This window comes from Streptosporangium sp. NPDC006930 (assembly GCF_040635605.1).
Taxonomy (GTDB): Bacteria; Actinomycetota; Actinomycetes; order Streptosporangiales; family Streptosporangiaceae; genus Streptosporangium.
In genome coordinates, this window is record NZ_JBEYID010000002.1 from 629,663 (window position 1) to 654,150 (window position 24,488).

The 24,488-nt window shown below is 70.8% G+C and carries 20 protein-coding genes and 2 tRNA genes; 9 read left to right on the forward strand and 13 right to left on the reverse strand.

The genetic code is table 11. The annotated features are described in order from the left end of the window. The first annotated feature begins 21 nt into the window (after positions 1–21). On the forward strand, positions 22–1,527 hold the full coding sequence (locus tag ABZ664_RS06210; protein ID WP_362503744.1) for a M28 family metallopeptidase: 1,506 nt from the start codon (positions 22–24) through the stop codon (positions 1,525–1,527). A 243-nt stretch (positions 1,528–1,770) separates the two neighbouring features. Here ABZ664_RS06210 and ABZ664_RS06215 read toward each other — a convergent pair whose 3' ends face one another. Beyond that, positions 1,771–2,403 carry a disulfide bond formation protein DsbA gene (locus tag ABZ664_RS06215; RefSeq protein ID WP_362503747.1) on the reverse strand — a complete coding sequence of 211 codons (633 nt, stop codon included), beginning with the start codon at positions 2,401–2,403 and terminating at the stop codon, positions 1,771–1,773. A gap of 151 nt (positions 2,404–2,554) precedes the next feature. Here ABZ664_RS06215 and ABZ664_RS06220 point away from each other — a divergent pair, with 151 nt between their 5' ends. The 3 genes from ABZ664_RS06220 to ABZ664_RS06230 all read left to right on the forward strand — a co-directional run bounded on the left by ABZ664_RS06220 (position 2,555) and on the right by ABZ664_RS06230 (position 5,041). Continuing rightward, positions 2,555–3,160, forward strand: a complete 606-nt coding sequence (locus tag ABZ664_RS06220) for a TetR family transcriptional regulator (RefSeq protein ID WP_362503750.1) — start codon at positions 2,555–2,557, stop codon at positions 3,158–3,160. Then, the gene (locus tag ABZ664_RS06225) at positions 3,160–4,110 is read left to right on the forward strand and encodes a hypothetical protein (RefSeq protein ID WP_362503753.1); all 951 of its coding nucleotides are present in this window, start codon (positions 3,160–3,162) and stop codon (positions 4,108–4,110) included. The genes ABZ664_RS06220 and ABZ664_RS06225 overlap by 1 nt, the downstream gene beginning before the upstream one ends. A gap of 100 nt (positions 4,111–4,210) precedes the next feature. Next, positions 4,211–5,041: an undecaprenyl-diphosphate phosphatase gene (locus tag ABZ664_RS06230; RefSeq protein ID WP_362503757.1), complete on the forward strand. Its 831-nt coding sequence runs from the start codon at positions 4,211–4,213 to the stop codon at positions 5,039–5,041. A 57-nt stretch (positions 5,042–5,098) separates the two neighbouring features. Here ABZ664_RS06230 and ABZ664_RS06235 read toward each other — a convergent pair whose 3' ends face one another. After that, a complete protein-coding gene (locus tag ABZ664_RS06235; RefSeq protein ID WP_362503759.1) occupies positions 5,099–6,316 on the reverse strand; it encodes a PHB depolymerase family esterase in 1,218 nt (405 codons plus the stop codon). A 335-nt stretch (positions 6,317–6,651) separates the two neighbouring features. Here ABZ664_RS06235 and ABZ664_RS06240 point away from each other — a divergent pair, with 335 nt between their 5' ends. Continuing rightward, the gene (locus tag ABZ664_RS06240; RefSeq protein WP_362503761.1) at positions 6,652–9,495 is read left to right on the forward strand and encodes an ATP-dependent helicase C-terminal domain-containing protein; all 2,844 of its coding nucleotides are present in this window, start codon (positions 6,652–6,654) and stop codon (positions 9,493–9,495) included. A 110-nt stretch (positions 9,496–9,605) separates the two neighbouring features. Continuing rightward, a complete protein-coding gene (locus tag ABZ664_RS06245) occupies positions 9,606–11,012 on the forward strand; it encodes an amidase (protein WP_362503764.1) in 1,407 nt (468 codons plus the stop codon). Positions 11,013–11,025: 13 nt separating this feature from the next. Here ABZ664_RS06245 and ABZ664_RS06250 read toward each other — a convergent pair whose 3' ends face one another. From ABZ664_RS06250 to deoC, 3 genes are all read right to left on the reverse strand, one after another. Further along, positions 11,026–11,997, reverse strand: coding sequence for an aldehyde dehydrogenase family protein (locus tag ABZ664_RS06250; protein ID WP_362503767.1), 972 nt, complete (start codon positions 11,995–11,997; stop codon positions 11,026–11,028). A 182-nt stretch (positions 11,998–12,179) separates the two neighbouring features. Then, a complete protein-coding gene (locus ABZ664_RS06255) occupies positions 12,180–13,607 on the reverse strand; it encodes an aldehyde dehydrogenase family protein (protein WP_350942885.1) in 1,428 nt (475 codons plus the stop codon). Positions 13,608–13,616: 9 nt separating this feature from the next. Beyond that, positions 13,617–14,555 (reverse strand): deoxyribose-phosphate aldolase, encoded by a 939-nt coding sequence (deoC, locus tag ABZ664_RS06260; RefSeq protein ID WP_362503771.1) that lies wholly within the window; start codon positions 14,553–14,555, stop codon positions 13,617–13,619. 363 nt (positions 14,556–14,918) lie between these two features. On the opposite strand from deoC, the gene ABZ664_RS06265 reads away from it, so the two are divergent. Both ABZ664_RS06265 and ABZ664_RS06270 read left to right on the forward strand, forming a co-directional pair. Continuing rightward, positions 14,919–15,080, forward strand: coding sequence for a hypothetical protein (locus tag ABZ664_RS06265; RefSeq protein WP_362503774.1), 162 nt, complete (start codon positions 14,919–14,921; stop codon positions 15,078–15,080). A 112-nt stretch (positions 15,081–15,192) separates the two neighbouring features. Next, positions 15,193–18,081, forward strand: coding sequence for an AAA family ATPase (locus ABZ664_RS06270; RefSeq protein WP_362503776.1), 2,889 nt, complete (start codon positions 15,193–15,195; stop codon positions 18,079–18,081). A 94-nt stretch (positions 18,082–18,175) separates the two neighbouring features. Here the strand turns inward: ABZ664_RS06270 and ABZ664_RS06275 are convergent, their stop codons facing one another. From ABZ664_RS06275 to ABZ664_RS06310, 8 genes are all read right to left on the reverse strand, one after another. Beyond that, on the reverse strand, positions 18,176–18,745 hold the full coding sequence (locus tag ABZ664_RS06275; RefSeq protein WP_362503779.1) for a TMEM165/GDT1 family protein: 570 nt from the start codon (positions 18,743–18,745) through the stop codon (positions 18,176–18,178). A gap of 406 nt (positions 18,746–19,151) precedes the next feature. Continuing rightward, positions 19,152–20,189, reverse strand: coding sequence for a UDP-N-acetylmuramate dehydrogenase (locus ABZ664_RS06280; RefSeq protein ID WP_362503782.1), 1,038 nt, complete (start codon positions 20,187–20,189; stop codon positions 19,152–19,154). A gap of 41 nt (positions 20,190–20,230) precedes the next feature. After that, entirely contained in the window at positions 20,231–21,505 is a 1,275-nt protein-coding gene (locus tag ABZ664_RS06285; RefSeq protein ID WP_362503785.1) for a glycosyltransferase family A protein, read from the reverse strand. A 200-nt stretch (positions 21,506–21,705) separates the two neighbouring features. Next, positions 21,706–22,134, reverse strand: coding sequence for a MaoC family dehydratase (locus tag ABZ664_RS06290; RefSeq protein WP_362503939.1), 429 nt, complete (start codon positions 22,132–22,134; stop codon positions 21,706–21,708). A gap of 1 nt (position 22,135) precedes the next feature. Beyond that, positions 22,136–22,582, reverse strand: a complete 447-nt coding sequence (locus ABZ664_RS06295) for a MaoC family dehydratase N-terminal domain-containing protein (RefSeq protein ID WP_350942876.1) — start codon at positions 22,580–22,582, stop codon at positions 22,136–22,138. Between the two features lie 342 nt (positions 22,583–22,924). Further along, positions 22,925–23,089 carry a 50S ribosomal protein L33 gene (rpmG, locus tag ABZ664_RS06300; RefSeq protein WP_030921771.1) on the reverse strand — a complete coding sequence of 55 codons (165 nt, stop codon included), beginning with the start codon at positions 23,087–23,089 and terminating at the stop codon, positions 22,925–22,927. Between the two features lie 79 nt (positions 23,090–23,168). Then, positions 23,169–23,242, reverse strand: a tRNA-Met gene (locus tag ABZ664_RS06305). 213 nt (positions 23,243–23,455) lie between these two features. Beyond that, positions 23,456–23,528, reverse strand: a tRNA-Thr gene (locus ABZ664_RS06310). Positions 23,529–23,803: 275 nt separating this feature from the next. Between ABZ664_RS06310 and ABZ664_RS06315 the strand changes: the two genes are divergently transcribed. Next, the gene (locus tag ABZ664_RS06315; protein WP_362503790.1) at positions 23,804–24,445 is read left to right on the forward strand and encodes a hemerythrin domain-containing protein; all 642 of its coding nucleotides are present in this window, start codon (positions 23,804–23,806) and stop codon (positions 24,443–24,445) included. Positions 24,446–24,488: the final 43 nt, after the last annotated feature.

Genomic DNA, 24,488 nt, shown 5'->3' on the forward strand with positions numbered 1-24,488 from the left:
CACCCCTCAAACCCGAGGAGCATGATGCGCAATCTGTGGACCATGGGCATGGCGGCGATCCTGGCCATCCCGTTGGCGTTCACCGCACCATCGGCGTCGGCCGCCGTCCCACCGGACATCTCGCTGACCGCCGTGAAGGCACACCTCACGCAGCTCCAGTCCATCGCCACCGCCAACGGCGGCAACCGCGCCCACGGCCGCCCCGGCTACCTCGCCTCGGCGAACTACGTCAAGGGCCTGCTGGACGGCGCGGGATTCACCACCTCCCTGCAGTCCTTCACCTACAACGGCGCGACCGGATACAACGTCATCGCCGACTGGCCCGGCGGCGACCCGAACGACATCCTCATGGTCGGCGCCCACCTCGACAGCGTGACCGCCGGACCCGGCATCAACGACAACGGCTCCGGCAGCGCCGCCATCCTGGAGACCGCCCTTGAGGTCTCCCGCCAGTCGCTGGCACCCACCAAGCACCTCCGCTTCGCCTGGTGGGGCGCGGAAGAGCTGGGCCTGCGCGGCTCCCAGTACTACGTGAACAACCTCTCGGCCACCGAGCGCGCCAAGGTCAAGGGCTACTACAACTTCGACATGGTCGGCTCGCCCAACGCCGGTTACTTCATCTACGACGGCGACAACTCCGACGGCGTCGGCTCGGGCCCCGGCCCGGCGGGTTCCGCGCAGCTGGAGGCGACGCTCCAGGCGTACTTCACCTCGATCGGCGTCGCCACCCGGGGCACCGACTTCGACGGCCGCTCCGACTACGGGCCCTTCATCGCCGTCGGCATCCCCGCGGGCGGCACCTTCACCGGCGCCGAGGGCACCAAGTCCAGCGCCCAGGCCACCCTCTGGGGCGGTACGGCGGGGCAGGCGTTCGACCCCTGCTACCACCGGGCGTGCGACACGACGTCCAACATCAGCGACACCGCGCTGAACCGCAACGCCGACGCCATCGCCTACGCGGTGTGGACGACCGCGACCGCCGTACCTCCGACGGTCGTCTGGCAGGACACCTTCGAGACCTCGACCGGCTGGACGACCAACCCCTCGGGGACCGACACCGCCACCTCGGGCCAGTGGGAGCGAGGCGTCCCGCAGGCCACCAACTCCAGCGGCGCCAAGCAGCTCGGCACCACCGTGAGCGGCACCAACGACCTGGTCACCGGGAGGCTCGCGGGCGCCGCGGCCGGCGACTACGACATCGACGGAGGCGTCACCAGCGTCCGCTCCCCGGCCGTCACCCTGCCGTCGACCGGGACGCTCAAGCTCGCCTTCTCCTGGTATCTCGCGCACGGTTCCAACTCCTCAAGCGCCGACTACCTGCGCGTGAAGGTCGTCGGCTCCACCACCACCCAGGTGTTCCAGCAGCTCGGCGCGGCCTCCAACCGCAACGGCGCCTGGGGCACGGCCGACGTCGACATCTCCGCCTTCGCGGGGCAGAGCGTCCGGATCCTGGTCGAGGCCGCCGACGCCTCGGGGGCCTCCCTGGTGGAGGCCGGGGTGGACGACGTCAAGGTGACCCGCCAGTGAGCGGGGCGGTGACCCTGCGGCAGTAGACGAGACCGGGTGCGGCCCGCGCCTTCCCCCTCCACGGGCCGTCCGGATCACCCCCGGACGGCCCGCCACGCGGGCCGCACCCCTCTCGGGTCTCCTGGACGGTCTCTCGTGCCCCTCGAACAAACCGACCTCGAACGAACCGACGACGGACGACCCGGCATCGAACGAACCGGCGTCCCACTGACGGGAAACCCCGCGTCCCCGGGCGAACCCCCGTCAGTCCTGATCGTCGAGCCGGGGTTTCTCGTGCGCGGTGCCCTTGAGCTCGTGAAAGCCCGGAGTCCCTGCCACGAGCAGCGTCCCGTCCCACAGACGGCCCGCATGCTCCCCCCGGGGAATCCGGGAGATCACGGGACCGAAGAACACAACGCGCCCGCCATGGGTGTCGGGGCCGGTGGCGGCGACCACCGGGGTGCCGACGTGCTCGCCGATCAGGCCGATGCCCTCCGCGTGTGAGGCACGCACCGCCTCGTCGTAGGCCGTCGACATCCCGGCCTCGGCCAGTTCCGGCGGCAGGCCGGCGGCGGCGAGGGAGTCGTGCAGGGCACCGGCCCAGTCCTGCCCGCGAGCGCGCCCGACGGTCCACATCGCGGTGTACAGCCTTCCGAGCGCCTCCTGCCCGTACTCCTGTCGTACGGCCGCGCAGACGCGCACGGGGACCCAGAGGTATCCCTCCGTGTCACCCTCGGGGTCCTCGTCGCGGCCCTCGTTGAGCACCGCCAGGCTCATCACGTGCCAGCGCACCTCGACCGGCCGCACCCTCTCCACCTCCACCAGCCACCGGGAGGTGATCCAGGTGTACGGGCAGGAGGGGTCGAACCAGAAGTCCGCGATCGTCTTGATCGTCATTTCCAGCCCTCCGATCGTCGTCCTCGGGCCATACCCGAATACTGTGCCACCTTCGCCGAACGGCGCTCCCGAGCCAACTCGACGCGCCCTCGCACCGTAAAAATATGAACCGGGTTTGCTTTTGAACCGAGTTCGTGTTTATGGTTGCCGCATGGCAGGACTGCGGGAGCGGAAGAAGGAACAGACCCAACGGCGAATCGCCGCGGTGGCGCTGCGGCTGTTCGCAGAGCGAGGGTTCGACGCGGTGACCGTCAACGAGATCGCCGAGGCCGCCGAGGTGGCGAAGGTGACGCTGTTCAAATACTTCCCGACCAAGGAGTCACTCGTCCTGCAGGGCGTGGGCCAGGAGGACCTGGCGGGGATCGTCGCCGCGCGGCCACCCGGGCGGTCGCCGCTGGAGGCGCTGCGGGAGCACTACCGCGGATTCGCCACCGGGCCGGCGGAGGCCGTGGACAGGGACACGCTGATCGTCCAGATGCGGGTGATCTTCGCCAGCCCCACGCTCAGCAGCGGCGTGAACGACCTGCTCCACAGTCAGCGTGAGGCGCTGGCGCGGGTGCTCGCCGAAGAACGCGACGAGCTGACGGCCGCCCTGATGGCCGCCCAGATCACCGCTTCCGTGCTGACACTTCAGGAGAGGTTCTTCCGCCACCTGGTCTCCGGCGCCTCGCTGGACGAGGCGGGCAGCCGCCTCTGCGGGGACGTCGAACTCGCCTTCGATCTGCTGGAACACGGTCTCGATCAACCGGGAGAGTAATGCGCGCAAAAGGAATCAACTACGACACCGGGTTCCTCCCCGGTGCGGACCTGACCCGCAAGGTCTTCGACCCGGAAACCGTCCGGCACGACATACACGTCATCGCCAACGAGCTGCACTGCGACGCCGTACGAATCTCCGGTGGTGATCCCGCGCGGCTGAGCGTCGCCGCCGAGCACGCCGCCGCGGCGGGACTTGAGATCTGGTTCGCCCCCTTCCCCGTCGATCTCCCGCCCGAGGAGATGCTCTCGACCTTCGCCGACTGCGCGGAGCGTGCCGAGACCGTACGACGCGGCGGGGCCGAGGTGGTGTTCGTGACCGGCTGCGAGATCAGCGCGTTCGGCCCCGGGTTCATCCCCGGCGCCACGTACCGCGACCGCATGCGGACGATGGACGAGGCCGACGTGGAGTGGTGGTCCTCGCTCGGCCCCGTCATGGAACGGCTCAGCGGCTTCCTGGCCGAGAGCGTGAAGGTTGTCAGGCCCCGCTTCGGCGGCCGGGTCACCTACGCGGCGGCCCCGTGGGAGTTCGTCGACTGGGAACCGTTCGACATCGTCGGCGCCGACGCCTACCGGGCCGCCTACAACGCGGAAACCTTCAGGGAGGAGCTGCGCGGGAAGTTCAAGCACGGCAAGCCGGTCGCGGTGACCGAGTTCGGCACCTGCGCCTGGCGGGGCGCGAGCGAACGCGGCGGCATGGCCTGGCTGCCGCCCGAGGGCGCCGTACGGGACGAGGGCGAGCAGGTGCGCTACTTCACCGAGCTGATGGACATCTTCGAGGAGGAGGGGGTGGACACCGCGCTCTGGTTCACCTTCGCGGGCTTCGGCCGCGTCGGAGACGCGGACATCGCCTCCTACGGCGCGGTCAGGATGCTCGACCGGGAGCGCTGGGCGCCGAAGGAGGTGTTCCACACGATGGCGGCCAGATACGCCCGCGGCCGGGCCGTCTGACAGGAGTCGCTTCGAAAGCCGAAGACCGGGGCCACGATCGACCCGCCTCTCCGCTAGCCTCGCGTAGGTTACGCACGCGCAGGCACGGAAGGTGCTCCAAGTGATCAGCTGGTTCGAAGCGGTGGTCCTCGGGCTGGTTCAGGGATTGACGGAGTTTCTGCCGATCTCCTCCAGTGCCCACATCAGGGTCGTGTCGGCGTTCTTCGGCTGGCCGGACCCGGGAGCCGCGTTCACCGCGGTCGTCCAGCTCGGCACCGAGGCCGCGGTGCTGATCTACTTCCGCAAGGAGATCTGGGAGATCATCGTCACCTGGACACGCTCCCTGTGGACGCCCGACCTGCGCGGCCACCACGCCGCCAGGATGGGCTGGTACGTCATCGTCGGCACCATCCCGATCGTGGTGCTCGGCCTGCTCTTCAAGGACTCCATCGAGGGGGCCTTCCGCGACCTGCGGCTGATCGGCACGACGCTGATCGTCTTCGGCCTGGTCCTGTGGTTCGCCGACCACACCGCCCGCAACAAGCTCACCCTGCAGTCGCACCTCGGCTTCCCCCACGCCCTGGTCTACGGCTTCGCCCAGTCGCTCGCCCTCATCCCCGGCGTGTCGCGTTCCGGCGGCACGATCAGCGCCGGACTGCTGCTCGGCTACCGCCGCGAGGAGGCCGCGAAGTACTCCTTCCTGCTCGCCATCCCCGCCGTACTGGGCGCGGGCCTGCTGGAGCTGTTCAAGATCGGTGATGGCGAGTCGCCCGATTGGGGTCCCACGATCCTGTCCACCGTGATCTCGTTCATCGTGGGCTATCTGGCGGTCTCGTGGTTCCTGAAGTACATCAGCACCCACCGCTTCACCGGCTTCGTGATCTACAGGATCGCCCTCGGGGTCGTCATCATCGCCCTGGTGAGCTTCGGGATCCTCGACCCCTCGGCCTAGAGGCCCCGAAGGCGGCCCCGCGAGATCGCCTTCGGGGTCCCCTTGGCCTGCGGCTCGCTAGCACTCGCTGTCGGCGACGACCCAGTGACCGGGACCTGTCTGCTTGAGGCCGTGCGTGACGAGGACGTTCCACAGACCCATCGCGTCGTTGGACCCGTTGGCGTAGGTGTAGCCGCCTGATTGGTAGGCACGCCCCGCGACGGTGTGGGCGTAGTTGCTCGCCCTCACGCAGGTCTGGGGCACCGTCGGGGTCGGGGTCGGCGTGACGGTCGGGGTGGGGGGCGGCGTACCGCCACCCGTCAGGCCGAAGAACTGCGCGTCGTGATAGGCCGAGCAGACGGTGTCCAGGAAGTACGCCGCCGCGCTGCCGCACTGGTCGGCGCCGCTGCCGGGATCGATCGGCAGGCCGTGCCCCATGCCCGGGATCTCGTACAGGCGCACCGCGTCACTCCCGTACACCTTCAGGGAGGTACCGCCGGTGAGACTCCGCGTGGAGGTGGGGCTCTGCGAGACACCCCGCACGTTCGTCCACTGGTCGCGCAGCTGGGCGGCGTTCGCCGGGACGACGGTGTAGTCGGAGGACCCCTGCCAGATCGCGACGCGCGGGTACGGCCCCGAGTACCCCGCGTGGGCGTTGCGCACCAGGTCACCCCACTGTTGCGGGGTCTTGCCGACCGGACCGTACTGGCAGGTGGATGCCTGGATCAGGCTGGCGGCGCATCGGTAGGCGAGCCCCGCCCCGATCGAGCCGCCCGCGAAGACGTCCGGGTACGTGGCGAGCATCACCGCCGACATCGCGCCCCCCGCCGACAGCCCACTGACGTAGACGCGCGCCGGATCGGTCCCGTAGTTGGAGACCGCGTAGGCGACCATCGCGCGAATCGAGGCGGCCTCGCCCTGGCCCCGGGTGGTGTCACCGGTCTCGAACCAGTTGAAGCAACTTGACGCGTTGTTCGCGCTGCCGGTCTGCGGCAGTACGAGGGTGAATCCCGACTGGTCCGCGTACTTGCGCCATCCCGAGTTGGCGAAGTAGCCGCTCGCGTTCTGCGTGCAGCCGTGCAGCAGCACCACCAACGGGCGTCCGGCGGTCGACCCGTCGGGACGGTAGCTGAACATGGTGAGATTTCCAGGGTTGCTCCCGAACGAGCCGACCTGGACGAGCGACGCGGCCCGCGCGGGAGCCGTCGTCGCGGTCGCCGCGCCGAGTGACACGAGCAGCCCGAGCGACAGGGTGAGAAGGATGCGGAGAAGTCCCGCTGGAAAGGATGCGGCCATGACATGCTCCTTCGTGGCCTTGTGACCTGTGTCACCGGCCCTCACCAGCGCACGTTAAAACCGCCGTAACCCATTTGACATGTTCCCGAGACACACTCTTCGTCTCCGTGTTATGGAGCACGGCCTGCGGGCGAGGGCTTCCTCTCACCGCATCTCACGACGTCCCCGGTCCCGGACCGCCGACCTCCCGGCTCCAGGACTCTCCGAACTCCGGGACTTATCCGAACCCCGGGACCCAGGGACTTCAGGGCTTCGGGACTTCGGGACTCCCCGGGTTCCGGGTTGCGGGTGATCGGAGCGTCTGATCCGGTGGCGGACTCGGGGAGACTGGACGGGTGCGTTCCGACTGGTCCGGCCTGCCCGTACGCCACGCCCTGCCCGAGTTGCTCGCGGCGCTGGACGGGCGGGGCGTCGCCGTGCTCACCGCTCCTCCGGGCACAGGGAAGACCACGCTCGTCCCGCTCGCGCTCGCCGGGCTCCTCGACGGCTCGGAGCCGAAGCGGGTGATCGTGGCCGAGCCGAGGCGGATGGCGGTGCGGGCGGCGGCGAAGCGGATGGCGTGGCTGCTGGAGTCCGAGGTGGGTGCGGAGGTCGGGTTCTCGATACGCGGCGAGCGCAGAGCCGGTCCGAGGACGGTCGTCGAGGTCGTCACCACCGGAGTCCTGTTGCAGCGACTCCAGCGCGACCCCGACCTCGAAGGCGTGGACACGGTCCTGCTCGACGAGTGCCACGAGCGCCACCTGGACGCCGACACCGCGCTGGCGTTCCTCCTCGACGTCCGCGCCACACTCCGCCCCGACCTGCGGATCGTCGCCACCTCCGCCACCGCCGACGCCGCCCCCTGGGCACGCCTCCTCGGATCTCCCGGCACTCTCCCGCTTCCCGACATCGACGGATTCTCCTCATCCGCCGCCCCAGGCGCCCCCGGCACTTCCGGCGATCCCGGCACTTCCGACGATCCCGGCACTTCCGACGCCTCCGGCGATCCCGGCGATCCCGGCGATCCCGGCGATCCCGCGCCGATCGTGCACGCCTCCGGAACCATGCACCCGGTCACGCCCGTCTGGGCACCGCCCACCGGGACCGTCGCACCGCCCCACGGCATGCGGGTGGACCCGGCGTTCCTCGCCCACGTCGCGGCCGTCGTACGGCGCGCTCTGGCAGAGCACGAGGGGGACGTGCTCTGCTTCCTGCCTGGCGTCGGCGAGATCGGCCGGGTGGCCGCGATGCTCCCCGGCATCGACGTCCTCCAGGTGCACGGCCAGGCCCCGGTCCGGGTCCAGGACGCGGTCCTGTCCCCGGGGGACGGCAGAAGGGTGGTGCTCGCCACCTCGGTCGCCGAGTCCAGCCTCACCGTGCCGGGCGTGCGGATCGTGGTCGACTCCGGCCTGGCGAGGGAGCCCCGCACCGACCACGCCCGCGGTCTCGGTTCGCTCACCACCGTCCGCGCCTCCAGAGCCTCGGCCACCCAGCGGGCGGGGCGGGCGGGCCGCGAGGCGCCCGGCGTGGTCTATCGGTGCTGGTCGCGGGCCGAGCACGACCGGCTGCCCGAGCACGCGCGACCCGAGATCGCGCTCGCCGACCTGACCGGCTTCGCCCTCCAGGTCGCCTGCTGGGGCGACCCCACGGCCATCGGCCTCGCCCTGCTCGACCCGCCACCACCCGCCGCGATGGACGCCGCCCGCCGCACCCTGTACGCCCTGGGCGCGCTGGACTCCCCCGCCACCCCGCGGACACCGGGCACCCCTCCTGCCGGCCGGGTGACCGACCGGGGACGGCGGATGGCCGGGGTCGGGGTCCACCCGCGCCTGGCACGCGCCCTGATCGACGCGGGGACGGACACGGGGGCGGACATCGACGCCGGTCCCCGGGCCGCCGAGGTGGTGGCGCTGCTGTCGGAGCAGTTGCCCCGGGACGCGGGCGACGACCTGGTGGCGATCTGGCGCTCCGCGCGCCAGGGCGGTGACGGCTTCTCCGCCCGGTGGCGTCAGGAGGCGAGGCGCCTGGCCCGAGCCGTACCCGCCACCGACCGGCACCGGGGGCGGAAACCCGCCGACGCCGGTGCCACCCGGCCGGGAAAAGGTGATGCCGCGGGAAAACCCGCGAGAAGCGGCGGCACCAGGGCGGCCCGCGCCGACAGCGCCACATCCCCAAGCGCCACATCCAAAGGCGCCACATCCACGGGCGCTACGTTCACGGGCGTTCCGACGGCCGGGGGCGACGACGCCGTGGCCGGGATCGTCGTGGCGCTCGCCTACCCGGAGCGGGTGGCGCGGCGGCGCGGCGGGTCGTACCTGATGGCCTCGGGAACGGCCGCCGAACTGCCGCGCGGGTCACGGCTGGGGACGGCGGAGTGGCTCGCGGTAGCGGTCGCGGACCGGCCCGCCGGAGCGGCGTCGGCGAGGATCAGGCAGGCGGTGGTGATCGACGAGGAGATCGCCAGGCTCGCCGCGGCCTCCCTGTACGGCTCCGGCGAGGAGATCACCTGGCATGTGCCGCCGGGAGAGCGGCGCGGAGACGTGTCGGCGCGCCGGGTGGAACGGCTGGGCGCGATCGAGCTGTCCAGCGGCGCGCTCCGCGGCGCGGACGTGCGGCCCGCCGTCCTGGAGGGCCTGCACTCCGAGGGCCTGTCGATCCTGCGCTGGACCCCCGAGGCCGTGGCCCTGCGCGAACGGCTCGCCTTCTGCCGCCGTACGCTCGGCGACCCCTGGCCCGCGACGGACGACGACGCGCTGATCGAGGCGGCCGATCGTTGGCTGGAGCCCGAGCTGTCGCGGGCCCGCCGCCGGTCCGACCTGGAGCGCCTCGACGTGGTCTCCGCCCTGCACCGCCTGGTCCCGTGGAACGCCCGGCTGGCGGAGACGGCCCCCGAACGGGTCGAGGTGCCGAGCGGGTCGCGGATCAGGATCGACTACTCGGGCGAGCAGCCGGTGCTCGCGGCCAAGCTGCAGGAGTTGTTCGGCTGGACCGAGACCCCGCGCGTCGCGGGAGTCCCGCTCGTGATCCACCTGCTCTCCCCCGCGGGCCGCCCGGCCGCCGTCACCGCCGACCTCGCCTCGTTCTGGCGCGAGGGCTACCGCGCGGTCCGCGCCGAGCTTCGCGGGCGCTACCCCAGGCACCCCTGGCCCGACGATCCCCTGTCGGCCGTCGCCACCCGCCGTACCAACCCCCGACGCTGACCTCGGGAACCCGGATACACCGGGCGAAATAACGCCGACGAGCCGGACAAGTCATCTGATTGAGATGTGGGACGCTTCCCCTTCCCCATTCGCCGGACCACACTCGGTGCATGTCGTGGGTGGGAAGTTCCGCAGTGGAGATCGCGGATGCCGTGCGACGGGGGAAGGTCACGGCACCCGTGGTGGTCGCCGAACACCTCGAAGCCATCGCCGAGCGTGACGGGCGCCTCGGGGCGTTCCGCGTGGTCCTCACCGAACGGGCGCTGGCCGAGGCACGGGTCCTGCAGGAGCGGGAGGACCTCGCCGGGCTGCCGCTCGCCGGGGTGCCGATCGCGGTCAAGGACAACGTCGCGGTCGGGGGTGAGACGTCACGCAACGGTTCCGCGGCGACACCCGACGTGGCCGCGGACGAGGATCACCCCGTGGTCGCCAGGCTCAGGGCGGCGGGCGCGGTGGTCGTCGGCATCACCAACGTGCCCGAGCTGTGCCTGGCCGGGGTCTCCGACAGCGTGTACGGCGTCACGCGCAACCCGTGGGACCCGGGGCGCACCCCCGGCGGCTCCTCGGGAGGGAGCGCGGCGGCCGTGGCCGCGGGGATGGTCCCGCTCGCCCACGGCGCCGACGGGCTGGGCTCGCTGCGCATCCCGGCCGCCTGCTGCGGCCTGGTCTCGATCAAGCCTGGTCAGGGGGTGGTCCCACCGCCCGAGCACGACTGGTACCGGATGTCGGAGAACGGGCCGATGGCCACGACCGTCGCCGACCTCGCCCTCGCCCTCGCCGTCATGGCGGGTGACATGTCGCTGGCGACGCCCGATGAGAGCGAGGCCCTCGGCGTGGGCCGCGCCATCGACGACTACCCGGGCGGGCTCACCCTGTCGGATCCGCCACGGCTGCGGATAGCGGTCGCGCCGATGCCGCTGCCGCCGGGTTTCTCGGTGGACGCCGAGTTCCAGCGGGCGGTGACCGAGACGGCGGAGGTCCTGGGCGCGGCGGGGCACACCGTGGTGGACCACACCGAGCGGATGTCCCTGCGGGTCGCCGCCGCCGCCGTGGCCACCTGGTTCGCGTGCGCCGCCGGCGACGTCGAAGGGCTCGACCCGCGCGGGCTGGAGCGGCGCACCCGGTCCCTGGCGAGGGTCGGCCGACTGCTCGCCAGGGTCGGGGCGGACGGGGCGACGGGCCGCGACCGCTGGCGCGCCTACGGGGCGGACCAGTGGTTCGGCAACGCCGACGTGCTCGTCACCCCGACACTCGCCGCCGTACCGCCGCCCGCCGAGCGCTGGGGCCGCCGAGGGCTCCTCGCCAACGCCCGCGTCAACCTGACGTACGCGCCCGCCACGGCGGCGTGGAACATGGCCGGTTGGCCCGCCATGAGCGTCCCGTACGGCAGGCACTCCACCGGCACGCCGATCGGTGTCCAGCTCGTCGCGGCCCCCGGCGGCGAGGCGCAGCTCCTCGCCCTGGCCGGGCAGCTTGAGACCGCCCGGCCGTGGACCCGCCACGCCCCGCTCACCTGACGGCCGCGCGGATTCAGACTCCGGTGGGGTGCCAGACCGTCTTGGTCTCCAGGAAGGCCGTGAGGCGCCTGGTGCCGGGATCGGCGGACCAGTCGGTCGCGGCGGGGCGGAAGACGCGCTTGAGGTTCTCCGCCGCCGCCTCCTCGCACGCGACCGCGAGGCTCTCGTCGGCGACCCCGGTGAGGTCGAGGGCGTTCACGTCCATGTGCGCGGCCAGCCAGGGGGCGATCTCGGCGACCGAGCCGGTGAGAATGTTCACCACCCCGCCGGGCAGGTCCGAGGTGGCCAGCACCTCGGCCAGGGTGATCGAGGGCAGCGGGGCACGTTCGCTCGCGATCACGACGCAGGTGTTGCCCGTGACGATCACCGGGGCGATCACCGAGACGAGCCCCAGCAGCGGCTCGTCGGGGGCGACCACCGCGACCACGCCGGTCGGCTCGGGCGAGGAGACGTTGAAGTAGGGCCCCGCGACCGGGTTGGATGACCCGGCTATCGCGGCGATCTTGTCGGACCATCCCGCGTACCAGACCAGCCGGTCGACGGCCGCGTCCACGACCTCCCCGGCCTTCTTCGTCCCGGTCTCCGCCAGCTCGGCGACGAACTGGGCCCGACGGCCCTCCAGCATCTCGGCGACGCGGTAGAGGATCTGCCCCCGGTTGTACGCCGTCGCGCCCGACCAACCGCCGAACGCCTTGCGCGCGGCCGTCACCGCGTCGCGGGCGTCCTTGCGCGAGGCCTTGGACGCGTTGGCGAGGAAGTCGCCCCTTGAGGAGGCCACGGCGTAGGACCTTCCGCTCTCGGAGCGCGGGAACGCCCCGCCGATGTACAGCTTGTACGTCTTGCGCACGGCGAGCCGTGCGGGCCCGCCCTCGCCCGCACGGGAGGAAACCGTGCGCTCTCCCGCGGCGTCACCCGCGCGCTCCTCCGCGGCGTCCCCCGCCCGCTTGCCCGCCCGTGCCCGGCTCGGCCTCTCCGCCTTACTCATTTCCCAGCCCTCTCCACGTGCTCTCCTGCTGTGCCAGCCGGGCCGGCACGAAGATCTGACCGCAGCGGCTCACACCGCACCGGTGGGCGAACCAGCCACGCGGCTCCGGCCGTCCCGCGCGGGCGAAGCCGTGGCCCCGGGTGCCCTGGGCACGTCGGCGGCGACGCCTGCCCCGGTGATGCTCACACATCGAGATACGCCTCCAGCCCGTGCCGGCCACCCTCGCGTCCGTACCCGGACTCCTTGTAGCCGCCGAACGGCGAGGTGGGGTCGAAGCGGTTGAAGGTGTTGGACCAGACGACGCCGGCGCGCAGCCTGCTCGCCATCCACAGGATGCGCGAGCCCTTCTCCGTCCACACCCCCGCCGACAGGCCGAACGGGGTGTTGTTCGCCTTCTCCACCGCCTCCGCCGGGGTGCGGAAGGTCAGCACGGACAGAACGGGGCCGAAGACCTCCTCGCGGGCGATCCGGTGCGACTGCGCGACACCGGTGAAGATGGTCGGCGGGAACCAGAAGCCCTTGTCGGGCAGCGAGCAGGCCGGGGACCAGCGTTCCGCGCCCTCCGCCTCCCCGAGGTCGGACAGCTCGCGGATCTTGGCGAGCTGGGCCGCGGAGTTGATCGCGCCGATGTCGGTGTTCTTGTCCAGCGGGTCGCCCAGCCGCAGGGTGCCCAGCCGCCGCTTCAGCGCGTCGAGCAGCTCCGTCTCGATCGACTCCTGCACCAGCAGGCGGGAGCCCGCGCAGCAGACGTGGCCCTGGTTGAAGAAGATCCCGTTCACGATGCCCTCGACGGCCTGGTCGAGCGCGGCGTCCTCGAACACGATGTTCGCGGCCTTGCCTCCGAGCTCCAGCGTGACCTTCTTGCCGGTGCCCGCGACCGACCTCGCGATCTGACGGCCGACCTCGGTGGAGCCGGTGAAGGCCACCTTGTCGACGTCGGGATGGTTCACCAGGGCGGCGCCGGTCTCGCCCGCGCCGGTCACGATGTTGACCACGCCGGGCGGCAGGTCGGCCTGCGCGCAGATCTCCGCGAACAGCAGCGCGGTCAGCGGGGTGGTCTCCGCGGGCTTGAGGACGACGGTGTTGCCGCAGGCCAGCGCGGGGGCGATCTTCCACGCGAGCATGAGCAGCGGGAAGTTCCACGGGATGACCTGGCCGGCCACCCCGAGCGGGCGCGGGCCGGGACCGTACCCGGCGTAGTCGAGCTTGTCGGCCCAGCCCGCGTAGTAGAAGAAGTGGGCCGCGACGAGGGGCAGGTCCACGTCGCGGGACTCGCGGATCGGCTTGCCGTTGTCCAACGACTCCAGCACGGCCAGCTCGCGCGAGCGCTCCTGGATGATCCGCGCGATCCTGAACAGATACTTGGCCCGCTCGGAGCCGGGCATCGCCGACCAGACGCCGAACGCCTTGCGTGCGGCCTGGACCGCCCGGTCGACATCGGCCTCCGTGGCCCAGGCGACCTCCGCGAGGACCTCCTCGGAGGCCGGGTTGACGGTCTTGTTGCGGTTCTCGCCCTGGGAGTCGACCCACTCGCCGCCGATGAACAGGCCGTAGGACGGCCTGATGTCGACGACGCCACGCGACTCGGGCGCCGGTGCGTACTCAAACATGTGAACGCCTTAGTCGAGGGTGAAGTAGTCGGGACCCGCGTATCTGCCGGTGGTCATCTTCTGGCGCTGCATCAACAGGTCGTTGAGGACGCTGGAGGCGCCGAGCCGGAACCAGTCGGGGCTGAGCCAGCCGTCGCCGACGGTCTCGTTGACCAGGACGAGCATCTTGATCGCGTCCTTGGTGGTCTTGATGCCACCCGCGGGCTTCACCCCGACCTTGCGGCCGGTCACGGCCAGGAAGTCGCGGACCGCCTCCAGCATGATCAGCGTCACGGGGAGGGTCGCGGCGGGCTGGACCTTTCCCGTGGAGGTCTTGATGAAGTCGCCCCCGGCCAGCATGGCCAGCCAGGACGCGCGGCGCACGTTGTCGTACGTGGACAGCTCGCCGGTCTCCAGGATCACCTTCAGGTGGGCGGTGCCGCACGCGGCCTTGATCGCGACGATCTCCTCGAAGACCTTGAGGTAGTCGCCCGCGAGGAACGCGCCCCGGTCGATGACCATGTCGATCTCGTCGGCGCCGGCCGCCACCGCGAGGGTGGTGTCGGCGATCTTGACGTCGAGCGAGGAGCGCCCGCTGGGGAAGGCGGTCGCGACGCTGGCCACCTTGACGCCGGAGCCCTTCAGCGCCGCCACGGCCCCGGCGACCATGTCGGGATAGACGCACACCGCGGCCACCTTGGGCACGGAGGGGTCGGCCGGGTCGGGGTGGACGGCCTTGGCGCACATCGCGCGGACCTTACCCGGGGTGTCGGCCCCCTCCAGGGTCGTCAGGTCCACCATGCCGATGGCGAGGTCGATGGCCTGGGCCTTGGCGGTGGTCTTGATGGATCGGGTGCCGAGCATCGCGGCCCGCTGGTCGGCGCCCACGCGGTCGATGCCGGGCAGGCCGTGCAGGAAGCTTCGCAGCGTGACGTTGGACGTTGCCACGTCGTTGAGCGAGGTCGTCATAGTTGACACCTCTCCAGCATGCCTACTGGTGTGATTACTTCCAAACTGGACCCTGCCCAGCAGCCTTGTCGGTTTTCGTCAACTTCCGCCGACCACCACGGGACACTGGAGATCGAGGACAGTCCACGAGGCGCGCGCTTCGTCCTCCGGTTGCCGCTGCTCCAGCCTGGCGTCACAGATTGAACCCTTCCGGTCACAGCACTAGGTAGTACCGGCACGGCCGGGGCCCCATCTAGGTAGTGCCGCGGCGAGAGGTGCCCGGGAGATAGGACATCCTCCCGATGTGGGACCGGGGGCCTTAGGACGAATCTTGAGTCTGTAAGGAAAGCGCGCCGCGAGGCGCCACACCAGGAAGGAACCCTCATGGGTCCCGAGTTCCACCTTGAGATGATCGCCCATCGGACCACCGAGCTCCGCGAGGAGGCCGACGACTACCGCCGCGCCCGTGAGGCGCAGGAGGACAGGAAGGCCCACTCCTCGGAGAAGCGCCGCGGGGGCCTCTTCAGCAAGATCATTCCGGCATGACCCCGTCCCGAGAGCCCGGCCGCTCCCACTCGCCCGGCCGGGCCTCCCTGCCTCCCTGACTTCCCGATTTCACCGAGCGAAAAATGAGGAGATCGCACCTTTAAGGCATGACATGCTGGCAGACATGGTGGGTCGGGCGGTGAGCCCCGTCTTCGTGGGGCGGGAGAGGGAACTCGCGGACCTGACCGAGGCGTTCGAGCAGGCCCGGAAGGGCGCGGCGGTGACCGTACTGCTCGGCGGCGAGGCGGGTGTCGGCAAGTCACGCCTGATCGGGTGTTTCGCGGAGCGGGCCACGGTCGACGGCGCCCACGTGCTCAACGGGGGCTGCGTGGAGCTGTCGACCGAGGGCCTCGCCTACGCACCGTTCACCGCGGCGATCCGCCAGTTCGTCCGCGAGTGCGGCGTCGAGAAGGTCGCGGCCCTGCTTCCCGAGGGAGGGGCACGCGACCTGGCCAGATTGCTCCCCGAGTTCGGTGAGCCGAGCGGCGACACCGAGAGCGACACCGCCCGCGCACGCCTCTTCGAACAGATACTCACCCTGCTGGAACGGCTCGCGGAGCGCCACCCGGTCATCCTCCTCATCGAGGACGTCCACTGGGCCGACAGCTCCAGCCGCGACCTGATCGCCTTCCTCAGCCGGAACCTGCGCACCGCTCCCGTGCTGATGGTCCTCACCTACCGCTCCGACGAGCTCCACCGCCAGCACCCGCTCAGGCCGGTGCTCGCCGAACTCAGCCGGCTGGACGGGGTCCTCCGGCTGGACCTGCCCCGGCTCACCCAGTCGGAGGTGGCCGCCCAGATGGCCGGCATCCTCGGTACCGCACCCGAGTTCGCCCAGGTCGACAGGGTCTTCCAGCGCAGCGAGGGCATCCCGCTGTTCGTCGAGGCGCTGATGGAGTGCGGCGGCACCTGCACCTTTCCCGACTCCCTGCACGACCTGATCATCGGCTCCGTGGAGCGGCTCCCCGAGGAGACGCAGCGGGTGCTGCGCGTCGCCGCCGCCGGCGGCATCCGGGTGAGCCACGCCCTGCTCGTCGCGGTCAGCGAGCTGTCGGACGTCGAACTCGACGACGCGCTGCGCACCGCGATCGCGGCCAACGTGCTGCAGGTCGCCGACGGCCGCGCCTACGTCTTCCGGCACGCGCTGATCCGCGAGGCCGTACACGACGAGCTCCTGCCCGGCGAGCACGTACGGCTGCACGCCCGCTTCGCCGAGGAGATCGGCAGGGACCGCACGCTGGTGCCTCCCGGCCGGGCCGCCATCGAGATCGCCCACCACTGGCACGCCGCCCGCGACGACCTCTGGGCCCTCATCTCCGCATGGGAGGCGGCGGGCAAGGCCGCCAACACCTTCGCCTACAAGGAGATGATGCAGCTGCTGGAGCGGGTACTGACGCTGTGGGGCAAGGTTCCCGACGCCGCCGAGCGCATCGGCGTGGACCACACCACCGTCCTGGAGCACGCCGCCGAGGCCGCGAGCGCGTGCGGAGAGGCCGACCGGGGCGGCAAGTTCGTCAAGGCCGCGCTGAACGAGCTCGACGAACGAACCGAGCCCGCGAGGGTGGCGAATCTGGTCGTCCGCAGATCACAGTTCAGGAAGGCCAAGCGGCGCCCCGGCGTGCTCGACGATCTTCGCTACGCCGAGCGGCTCGTCCCGAAACCGGGGCTGGAACGCGCCGAGGTGCTGTCCAAGCTGGGCTCGTACCTCATATTCAGCGGCGAGCTGGAGGAGGGGACGGCGCACACCGAGGAGGCGCTGCGGATCGCGCGTGAGCACGGCGAGGAGACCCTGGAGGCGGAGCTGCTGCTCAACCTCGCGCTGGGCCACTCGATCGCGGGGCGCCTCGACGTCACGATCGAACTCAACGAGACCGCGAAGGCGATCGGCGAGCGCGTCGAGTCCGGCCGCAGCGTCCTGCGCGCCATCGCCAACAACGTGGACGCGCTGAACAACATGGGCCGCTCCACCGAGGCGATCGAGCTCGCGCTCGAAGGGGAGCGGCTCGCGAGGAAGTACGGCCGCCACCGTGACCAGGGCACGTTCATCGCCAACAACCGGGCCGAGGCGCTGGAGGCGCTGGGCAGGTTCGACGAGGCCGCCCAGCTCGTCGAGCAGCTCCTCGGCGCGGACCCCACCCTGCGTACCCGCCACCACCTGCGGCGGATCCGCGGGGACGTGGCGATCGCCCGCGGCGAGACGGACGTGCTCAGAGCCGTCCTGGACGAGGTGAGCGCCTTCGGCAACGCCCCCGAGGAGTTCATGCAGGAGCTCACGGCCAACGCCCGGCTCATGATCGGCCTGCACCTGCTCAGCGGGGAGCCGCTGGCCGCGCTGGAGGTCGCCGAGCGGATCACCCTTGAGGCGCAGATCACCAGCAAGCCCATGCTGGGCTGGCGGGTGCTCGGCCTGCTCGGAGGGGTCTGCGAGACGGCCGAGGCGCTCGCGCCGGAACGGGTGGCGGCGCTGCACGCCCACGTCGAGAAGGCGAGGGAGGCGATGACCGTGGACAGTCCCGTCGCCGAGGCCTACCGGCTCGGTCTTCTCCGCGACCACGACGCCGCGGCCGCCGCCTGGGAACGGCTGGGACGTCCCTTCCTCCGGGCGAAGTCGCTGCTCCTCGGAGGGCGGACGACGGCCGGCGCCGGTGACCGCGACGGTGCCGCGTCCCGGCTGCGCGTGGCCCACCCGATCGCCGTCGCGCTCTCCGCCCGGCCGCTCGCCACCGAGATCGAGGCGCTCGCCCAGCGGATCGGGATCTCCCTCACCGAGCAGGCCGGAGACACCGGGCGGGTCAGAGGCTCCGAGCCGCCGCTCACCCCGCGCGAGCTGGAGGTGCTCCGGCTGGTCGCCCAGGGGAGGTCCAACCGCGAGGTCGCCACCGAGCTGTTCATCTCGGCGAAGACCGTGAGCGTCCATGTCTCCAACATCCTCGGCAAGCTGGGTGTCTCCACCCGTGGCGAGGCGGCCGCGGCCGCCCACCGCCTCGCCCTGATCGGCTGACCCCTCACCCGCCGCCTCTGACTCTTCACCCATAGCCTCGCCCCGATCCCCCTGCTCCACCACCGCCGAGCACACGCGACCGTACGGGCCCCGATCAGGTGAACAGCGGTTCGAGCAGCAGGATCACGCCGAAGACGGCGAAGGCCGCGGCGGCGCCGTACCGGATGATCTTCTCCGGGAGGTGCTTGCCGAGCATCCGGCCGACCACGATGGCGAGAGCGTCCGCGGCGACCATGCCCACCGTCGAGCCGATCCAGGTGCCGAACCAGCCGTACTGGGTGGCGAGGGTGATGGTCGCGAGCATCGTCTTGTCCCCCAACTCGGCGAGGAAGAAGGCGACGGTCACGGCGATGATCGCCGACCGGGTGGTGCGCTGCGCCTTCTGCGACTCCTCGTCGGTCAGCTCGTCCCCGCGCAGCGTCCACAACGCGAAGCCCAGGAAGGCGATGCCCGCGATGATCGTGATCGCCGTGGTGGGGAGAAAGTCGCCGACCAGCCCGCCCAGTGCGACGCTGAACAGGTGGACCACCGCGGTGGCCAGGGTGATTCCGGCGAGGACCGGCCACGGCTTGAACCGGGTGGCGAAGGTCATCGCCATGAGCTGACTCTTGTCGCCGAGTTCGGCGACGAAGATCACAGCAAGACTGATCCAGAACGCTTCCAACGAAGGTGCCCTTCCCGCGTACGCAGCCGGGCGGAAGGGGATGCCCGGGGAGTTTCGGGCACGTCTTCGGCCCGGCGGCATCCAGTTAATGCCTGCCAGGCCGAAGGTCTCGTCCGCCACGAAGCCGAGCCGAACCGGCCGGATCCGAGGCCCGCGCGACCGGGCGCCTCAGGCGCCAGCATGTCGATCACGCGATTGGGACTACTCCCCTTCGGGTCTTTCTAGTCAGACCATAGCAGCAGAAATCAGATGCCCATTCCCACCTCAGAGGGCCACGAGATCCGGGAGAACCCGAGAACGGCTCTGGGAACCTCAGCGGGATTTCGGGAACCGCGCCGAGAACCTGACAGAAGCTCAGGAGACTCCGAAGAGCCTCAGGGGGCGGAACTCGGGATCCCGGAGAGCCTCAGAGCCGGGTGCCGACCATCACGGGCTCGTTGACCAGGGTGACGCCGAACTTCTCCAGGACGCCGTCCCTCACCTCCCGGGCGAGGTCGAGGAGTTCCTCCGTCGAGGCCGTCAGCTCCGGATTCGTCATGGCAAGGGTGTGCTTGGTGGAGATGCGGGCCGGGCCGCGCCGGTAGCCCTTCGGGAACCCGGCGTTCTCGATCAACCACGCCGCCGGGACCTTGACCGCCCCGTCCGGCATGTCCCAGCGGGGAAACCCCGGCACCCGTGACTCAAGCTCGGCGGCCTGCGCCGCGGCGAGGACCGGGTTGGTGAAGAACGACCCCGCGCTGCGGGTGTCGGGGTCGGCGGCGTCCAGGACCATGCCCTTGCCCGCGCGCAGCTCCAGCACCGCCGCCCGAGCCTGGGCGAGCGGCACCCGCTCGCCCAGGGCGACGCCGAGCCGGGAGGCCAGCTCCCGGTAGGCGACCGGGCCGGACAGCGCGTCCCCGACCAGCTCGTAGGTGACCGCGAGCACGACGTATCGCCCCAGGTCATCCTTGAACGCGCTGTGCCGGTAGGCGAACCCGCACTCCCGCGCGGTCAGGTCCCGCACCTCGCGGGCCCGGCGGTCGTAGACGCGGACGGCGGTGATCGTCTGGGAGACGTCCTGCCCGTAGGCTCCGACGTTCTGGATCGGCGTGGACCCGACCAGCCCGGGGATGCCGGAAAGGCACTCCACACCCGACCGGCCCTCCCCCACCGCGCGCTCGACCAGGGCGTCCCAGTCCTCGCCCGCCTGCGCGGTGACCAAGTCCCCCTCGATCTCGACCCCCCGGGAGGCGACGCGCACGACCAGGCCGTCGAAGCCCGCGTCGGAGACGACCAGATTGCTGCCGCCCCCCAGCACGAGCACCGGCTCGCCCGCCCGGTCGGCCGCCGCCACCAGCTCGACGATCTCCTCGGGCGACCCCGCCTCCACGAACGCCCTGGCCGGTCCCCCCAGCCCCAGCGTCGTGTACGGCGCCAGCCGCACCCCCGCCACCCGCTCCGTCATGCGCTTCCCCACCCGCCACCCGGCCGAAATCCGCGACCAGCCTACGGGGAGCGCAGCAGCTTCAGCACCCGGTCATAGGTCCGGCGGGACTCCCTGTCGCGATATTCGGGGTCCGCGCCGTCTTCGCGGCGGTGCCGCTCCTGACGGACCGGAAGATCCTTTCCCAGGGCGACGAGCGTACCGGGCAGCCTGAGTGAGAACTCCAGGTCGGCGTTGCGGTAGTAGCGGGCGTCGGCGGGGAAACCTCCGGCGGCGAGCGCGGTGTCACGCCTGATCGCGAACAGGTGACCGAGCAGCCCCCGGACCTCGCCCGGCTCGGCCTCCAGCCACTCCTTGTCGTCCTCGCGAGGGTTCACGCCCTTCCACCCGGCCGCGGTCACATCGTCGTCCAGCGCCTTGACCAGCGGGGTGACGGCGTCGCCCTCCAGGATCACGGAGGTGTCCATCACGACGTGCACGTCCGAGGTGTCGAGACGCAACAGCTTGTCCCGGCTCTCACCCCATCCCGCGGAGCCTCCCCTCCAGTGCGGCGACTCGGCCACGTGCCAGGACTCCACCCTGCGGGGAAACTCCTCCGCCAGCTCCCCCAGGACCTCTCCCGCGCCGTCCAGGTTTCCCAGGTCGAGGGCGAGAATCCTCGCCTCCGTACGGGCGACCAGGGCGCGTACGCACTCGCGCAGCTCGTCGGGGTGGCCGTCGACGAGCAGCGCGACGGTCACCGTCGGCCGCGCCTCCTGCGGCTCCTCGGCGTTGGCCGGCGGAGCGATCGACTCGTCGAGCCGGGAGATCGACAGGCTGGCGTCCCACAGCAGCTGGGAGGAGACCATCCGCTCGGGATGGCCGCCGAGATCGTCGGTCCGGCCGACCAGTTCCGCCCCCTCGGGCCTCTGCTGGGGCGCCGCCTCGGTCTCGGCGATCCGCTCGGCGTCCAGGTCGCCGAGCCGGCCGGGGTGGTGTCCGGGATCGGCGGCCTCGGCGACCCGCCTCGGATCCGCGGAGTCTTCCCGCCCCGCGGCGTCCTTGACGTCCTCGGCGTCCCCGGCATCTCCGGCGCTACCCCGTCCCTCGGTCGTGGCGGCGTCCGGCTCCCCGGCCGAACCGTCCCGAGCCGCCCCCTCGGGCAGGGAACCCACCGTGGGCCACACCTCGAAGAAGGGAGAGGGGATGAGCTCGAAGCCGTCGGCGGTGTCCCGGACGAGCCAGCCCTCGCTTCTGATCTCGTCACGGAGCGCGTCGGCGGTGGCGTGGTCCCGCTCGGCTCGCGCCTTGGCCCGCCGCTCGGCGAGGCCGGTCACGTTAGGAGGTACTTCGCTCATGCTGGGGAGCTACCCCGCGACAGGAAGAAGATTCGGCCCCTGCCCAGGAGCATGCCGTGAACCACGGACCGAACCGTCACGAGCCGATGAGCCGCGTCCCGAACCGGCGCGGACCGCATCCGGGGAATCCCGGGCGGAGCCGCGCCGTGCCGTATGAGACCGGCCATGCAGGGCGAGACCGGCGCCCGTGAGCGGGGCGCCTACGACAGCTGGACCACCGCGCGGGCCTTGGAAAGGACCCGGGAGTCGTTGGACTTCGCGGTCAGGGCGACCACCACGCGCTTGTCCTCAAGCTTCTCCTCGATGAGCCCGCTCACCGTGATGACGGCACCCTGCTCGTCGTCGGGGACGACCACCATCGAGGAGAAGCGCACCCCGTAGTCGACGACCGCGCCGGGGTCGCCCGCCCAGTCGGTGACGAACCGGCCGCCCTGCGCCATGGTGAACATGCCGTGCGCGATGACGTCGGGGAGCCCGACGGTCTTGGCGAAGCGCTCGTTCCAGTGGATGGGGTTGAAGTCGCCCGAGGCCCCGGCGTACATCACCAGGCTGGCGCGGCGCACCGTGTATTCGGCGGGCGGGATCTGCTGCCCCGCCTCGACCTCGTCGTACTTGACCGTCGCGGCCATGTCAGCCCGCCCCTCCACGCTCGACGATGGTGTTGTAGGTCGTGCACACGGGCTCACCGTCGACGGTGCTGACGTCGCTCTTGACGGTGATCAGCTCGTTGCGGCCGACGCTGCGGATGTCGGTCACGGTGGAGACGCTCACCAGCTCGTCCCCGGCGTGGATCGGCCGCCGGTACTCGAAGCGCTGCTCGCCGTGGACCACCATGGCGAGGTTCAGGCCGAGCTCGGGGTCGGTCAGGATCGTCCCTCCGACCAGGCTGAACACGATGGGGAAGGTCGGCGGCGCGATCACGTCGGGGTGCCCGGCGGCCTGGGCCGCCTCCCTGTCCCGGTAGATCGGGTTGTCGTCCCCGATCGCCGTCGCGAACTCTTTGATCTTCACGCGACTGACCTCGTACGGCGAGGAGGGCGCGGACGCCCGCCCGACGAAGTCACGGTTCAGAGCCATCGTGCTCCTTTGCGGATACCGAACTGCTGGGGCCAACACCGGCGGGTTGCCGCGATGAGACCGGTCCGGAGACCGGAGTGGAACCGAGACACTAACAGAACAAGATTCCAAAGCATGCCCTCGGGGGCCGCCTGGACCCCGGGTGACCACCTGGAAGTGTGCCACCGGCAAACCTAGCCCGGCTCGCCCTCCCGCCGTCTCTCTTCCGTGGTCAACGCCCGTGCGAGAAAACTGTACGGATACGACAAACCGGCGCCTCGTTGGAGGACGCCGGTTTTCGTGGAGTGTGTGCGTGCCGATGAAGCACTCATCTCCCGCCTACGGCGGAAGGCTTCGCGCAGACTAGCGAGTCTCGCGGTGCGCCTGGTGCGTCTTGCAGTTGGGGCAGTACTTCTTCAGCTCAAGCCGATCCGGGTCGTTACGCCGGTTCTTCCGCGTGATGTAGTTGCGGTGCTTGCACTCCTGGCAGGCCAGCGTGATCTTCGGCCTAACGTCGGTGGCAGCCACTTGGGAGTGCCTTTCTACGTTCTGGACAGTGGACAACCCACGACAGGACTTCTCTGGTGGGAGAAGCCCCTGTGGGTAGTAGCGGAGGCCGGACTTGAACCGGCGACACAACGATTATGAGCCGTTTGCTCTGCCTGGCTGAGCTACTCCGCCTTGAGGCCGACGAAATCGACCGACCCCGCAAGGATACCCGACCCGCAGAGTGCCTGCGTACTTGTGCAGGTCAGGGCGATCTCTTCTGGGTTGCCCCAGTATGCCCGCTCGCGTGTCAGGAACCTTGAGTGTTTTCTGGCTCGCCTTTGCGCCTGCTTTAAGGCCAACCAAGCCGAAAGCCCTAACCGGAAGGTTAGGGCCTTTAGGCTGTTGAGCCCCTTTACGGAATCGAACCGTAGACCTTCTCCTTACCATGGAGACGCTCTGCCGACTGAGCTAAAGGGGCCTGTCCGTGTCGCTCTCGCTTGCGGACAGGTGTAACCATACACGGCTCCGCAGCGGGATGCGAAATCAATAGAGGTCCGTCCGGACCACCACACGCTCCCCGCGACGAACCCCGCCCGACCTTCGGCCCACCCCCTCGAATCCCGCCCGGGAACCCGGGGAAACGGGCGTGCCGGAAGGCCACGGTTCGCCACCAAGTGACTACCAAGTAGCCCATAAGAGGACCGTCGCATCGTGGTCGGGTAAGCAGCCCGCACCGACCGAGGAGCCCTCGACATGACCCCGGAACTTCTGGGATTCCAGATCACCCACCGCGCGATGCGCGGTGACGTCCGCCGCCTCGCCACGCTCGCCACCCAGCTGGCCGAGGGCCGGCAGTCGGCCGACCAGACCCGTGCCCGCGCCATCGCCGATTTCATCACGACACTGAACCGGGGCATCCACCACCACCACACGATGGAGGACAAGGTGCTCTGGCCCGTCCTCGAACGGTCCGCCGGAGCCGAGGTGGACCTGCGCGACCTGAGCGACGACCACGCCGACCTCGACCCGCTGCTGGCCGAGATCGAGGGCCAGGCCGCCGCGTTCGCCTCGACCGGCGACGCCTCCGCGCTCGCCAAGTCCCTCACCCGGCTCGCCGACATGCTCGACGAGCACATCACGGAGGAGGAGCGGCTGCTCTTCCCGATCATCAGGAAGTACGTGTCCGTCGCAGACTGGCACCGGGTCGAGACGGAGGTCCGCAAGGGCGGGAACGTCAGGATCGACCTGCCGAGGATGGAGCAGTACGCCGAGCCCGACGAGATGGCCCGGCTGCGCAAGCTCGCAGGTCCCCCGCTGACGGTGATGCTCTCCCTGTTCCGGCGGGGCCACCGGCGGCGGCAGCGGCTGATCTTCGGCCCTCTCGCCGTCTCCTGACCCGGATCCTCACCCCGGATCCTCACCGCACCTCCTCGTCCCG

What these genes read in the sequence shown, in the direction of transcription:
- ABZ664_RS06210 (WP_362503744.1), top strand. Translation starts at nt 22, where the DNA reads ATGATGCGCAATCTGTGGACCATGGGCATGGCGGCGATCCTGGCCATC.
- ABZ664_RS06215 (WP_362503747.1), bottom strand. Translation starts at nt 2,403, where the DNA reads ATGACGATCAAGACGATCGCGGACTTCTGGTTCGACCCCTCCTGCCCG.
- ABZ664_RS06220 (WP_362503750.1), top strand. Translation starts at nt 2,555, where the DNA reads ATGGCAGGACTGCGGGAGCGGAAGAAGGAACAGACCCAACGGCGAATC.
- ABZ664_RS06225 (WP_362503753.1), top strand. Translation starts at nt 3,160, where the DNA reads ATGCGCGCAAAAGGAATCAACTACGACACCGGGTTCCTCCCCGGTGCG.
- ABZ664_RS06235 (WP_362503759.1), bottom strand. Translation starts at nt 6,316, where the DNA reads ATGGCCGCATCCTTTCCAGCGGGACTTCTCCGCATCCTTCTCACCCTG.
- ABZ664_RS06245 (WP_362503764.1), top strand. Translation starts at nt 9,606, where the DNA reads ATGTCGTGGGTGGGAAGTTCCGCAGTGGAGATCGCGGATGCCGTGCGA.
- ABZ664_RS06250 (WP_362503767.1), bottom strand. Translation starts at nt 11,997, where the DNA reads ATGAGTAAGGCGGAGAGGCCGAGCCGGGCACGGGCGGGCAAGCGGGCG.
- ABZ664_RS06255 (WP_350942885.1), bottom strand. Translation starts at nt 13,607, where the DNA reads ATGTTTGAGTACGCACCGGCGCCCGAGTCGCGTGGCGTCGTCGACATC.
- deoC (WP_362503771.1), bottom strand. Translation starts at nt 14,555, where the DNA reads ATGACGACCTCGCTCAACGACGTGGCAACGTCCAACGTCACGCTGCGA.
- ABZ664_RS06265 (WP_362503774.1), top strand. Translation starts at nt 14,919, where the DNA reads ATGGGTCCCGAGTTCCACCTTGAGATGATCGCCCATCGGACCACCGAG.
- ABZ664_RS06270 (WP_362503776.1), top strand. Translation starts at nt 15,193, where the DNA reads ATGCTGGCAGACATGGTGGGTCGGGCGGTGAGCCCCGTCTTCGTGGGG.
- ABZ664_RS06280 (WP_362503782.1), bottom strand. Translation starts at nt 20,189, where the DNA reads ATGACGGAGCGGGTGGCGGGGGTGCGGCTGGCGCCGTACACGACGCTG.
- ABZ664_RS06285 (WP_362503785.1), bottom strand. Translation starts at nt 21,505, where the DNA reads ATGAGCGAAGTACCTCCTAACGTGACCGGCCTCGCCGAGCGGCGGGCC.
- ABZ664_RS06290 (WP_362503939.1), bottom strand. Translation starts at nt 22,134, where the DNA reads ATGGCCGCGACGGTCAAGTACGACGAGGTCGAGGCGGGGCAGCAGATC.
- ABZ664_RS06295 (WP_350942876.1), bottom strand. Translation starts at nt 22,582, where the DNA reads ATGGCTCTGAACCGTGACTTCGTCGGGCGGGCGTCCGCGCCCTCCTCG.
- ABZ664_RS06315 (WP_362503790.1), top strand. Translation starts at nt 23,804, where the DNA reads ATGACCCCGGAACTTCTGGGATTCCAGATCACCCACCGCGCGATGCGC.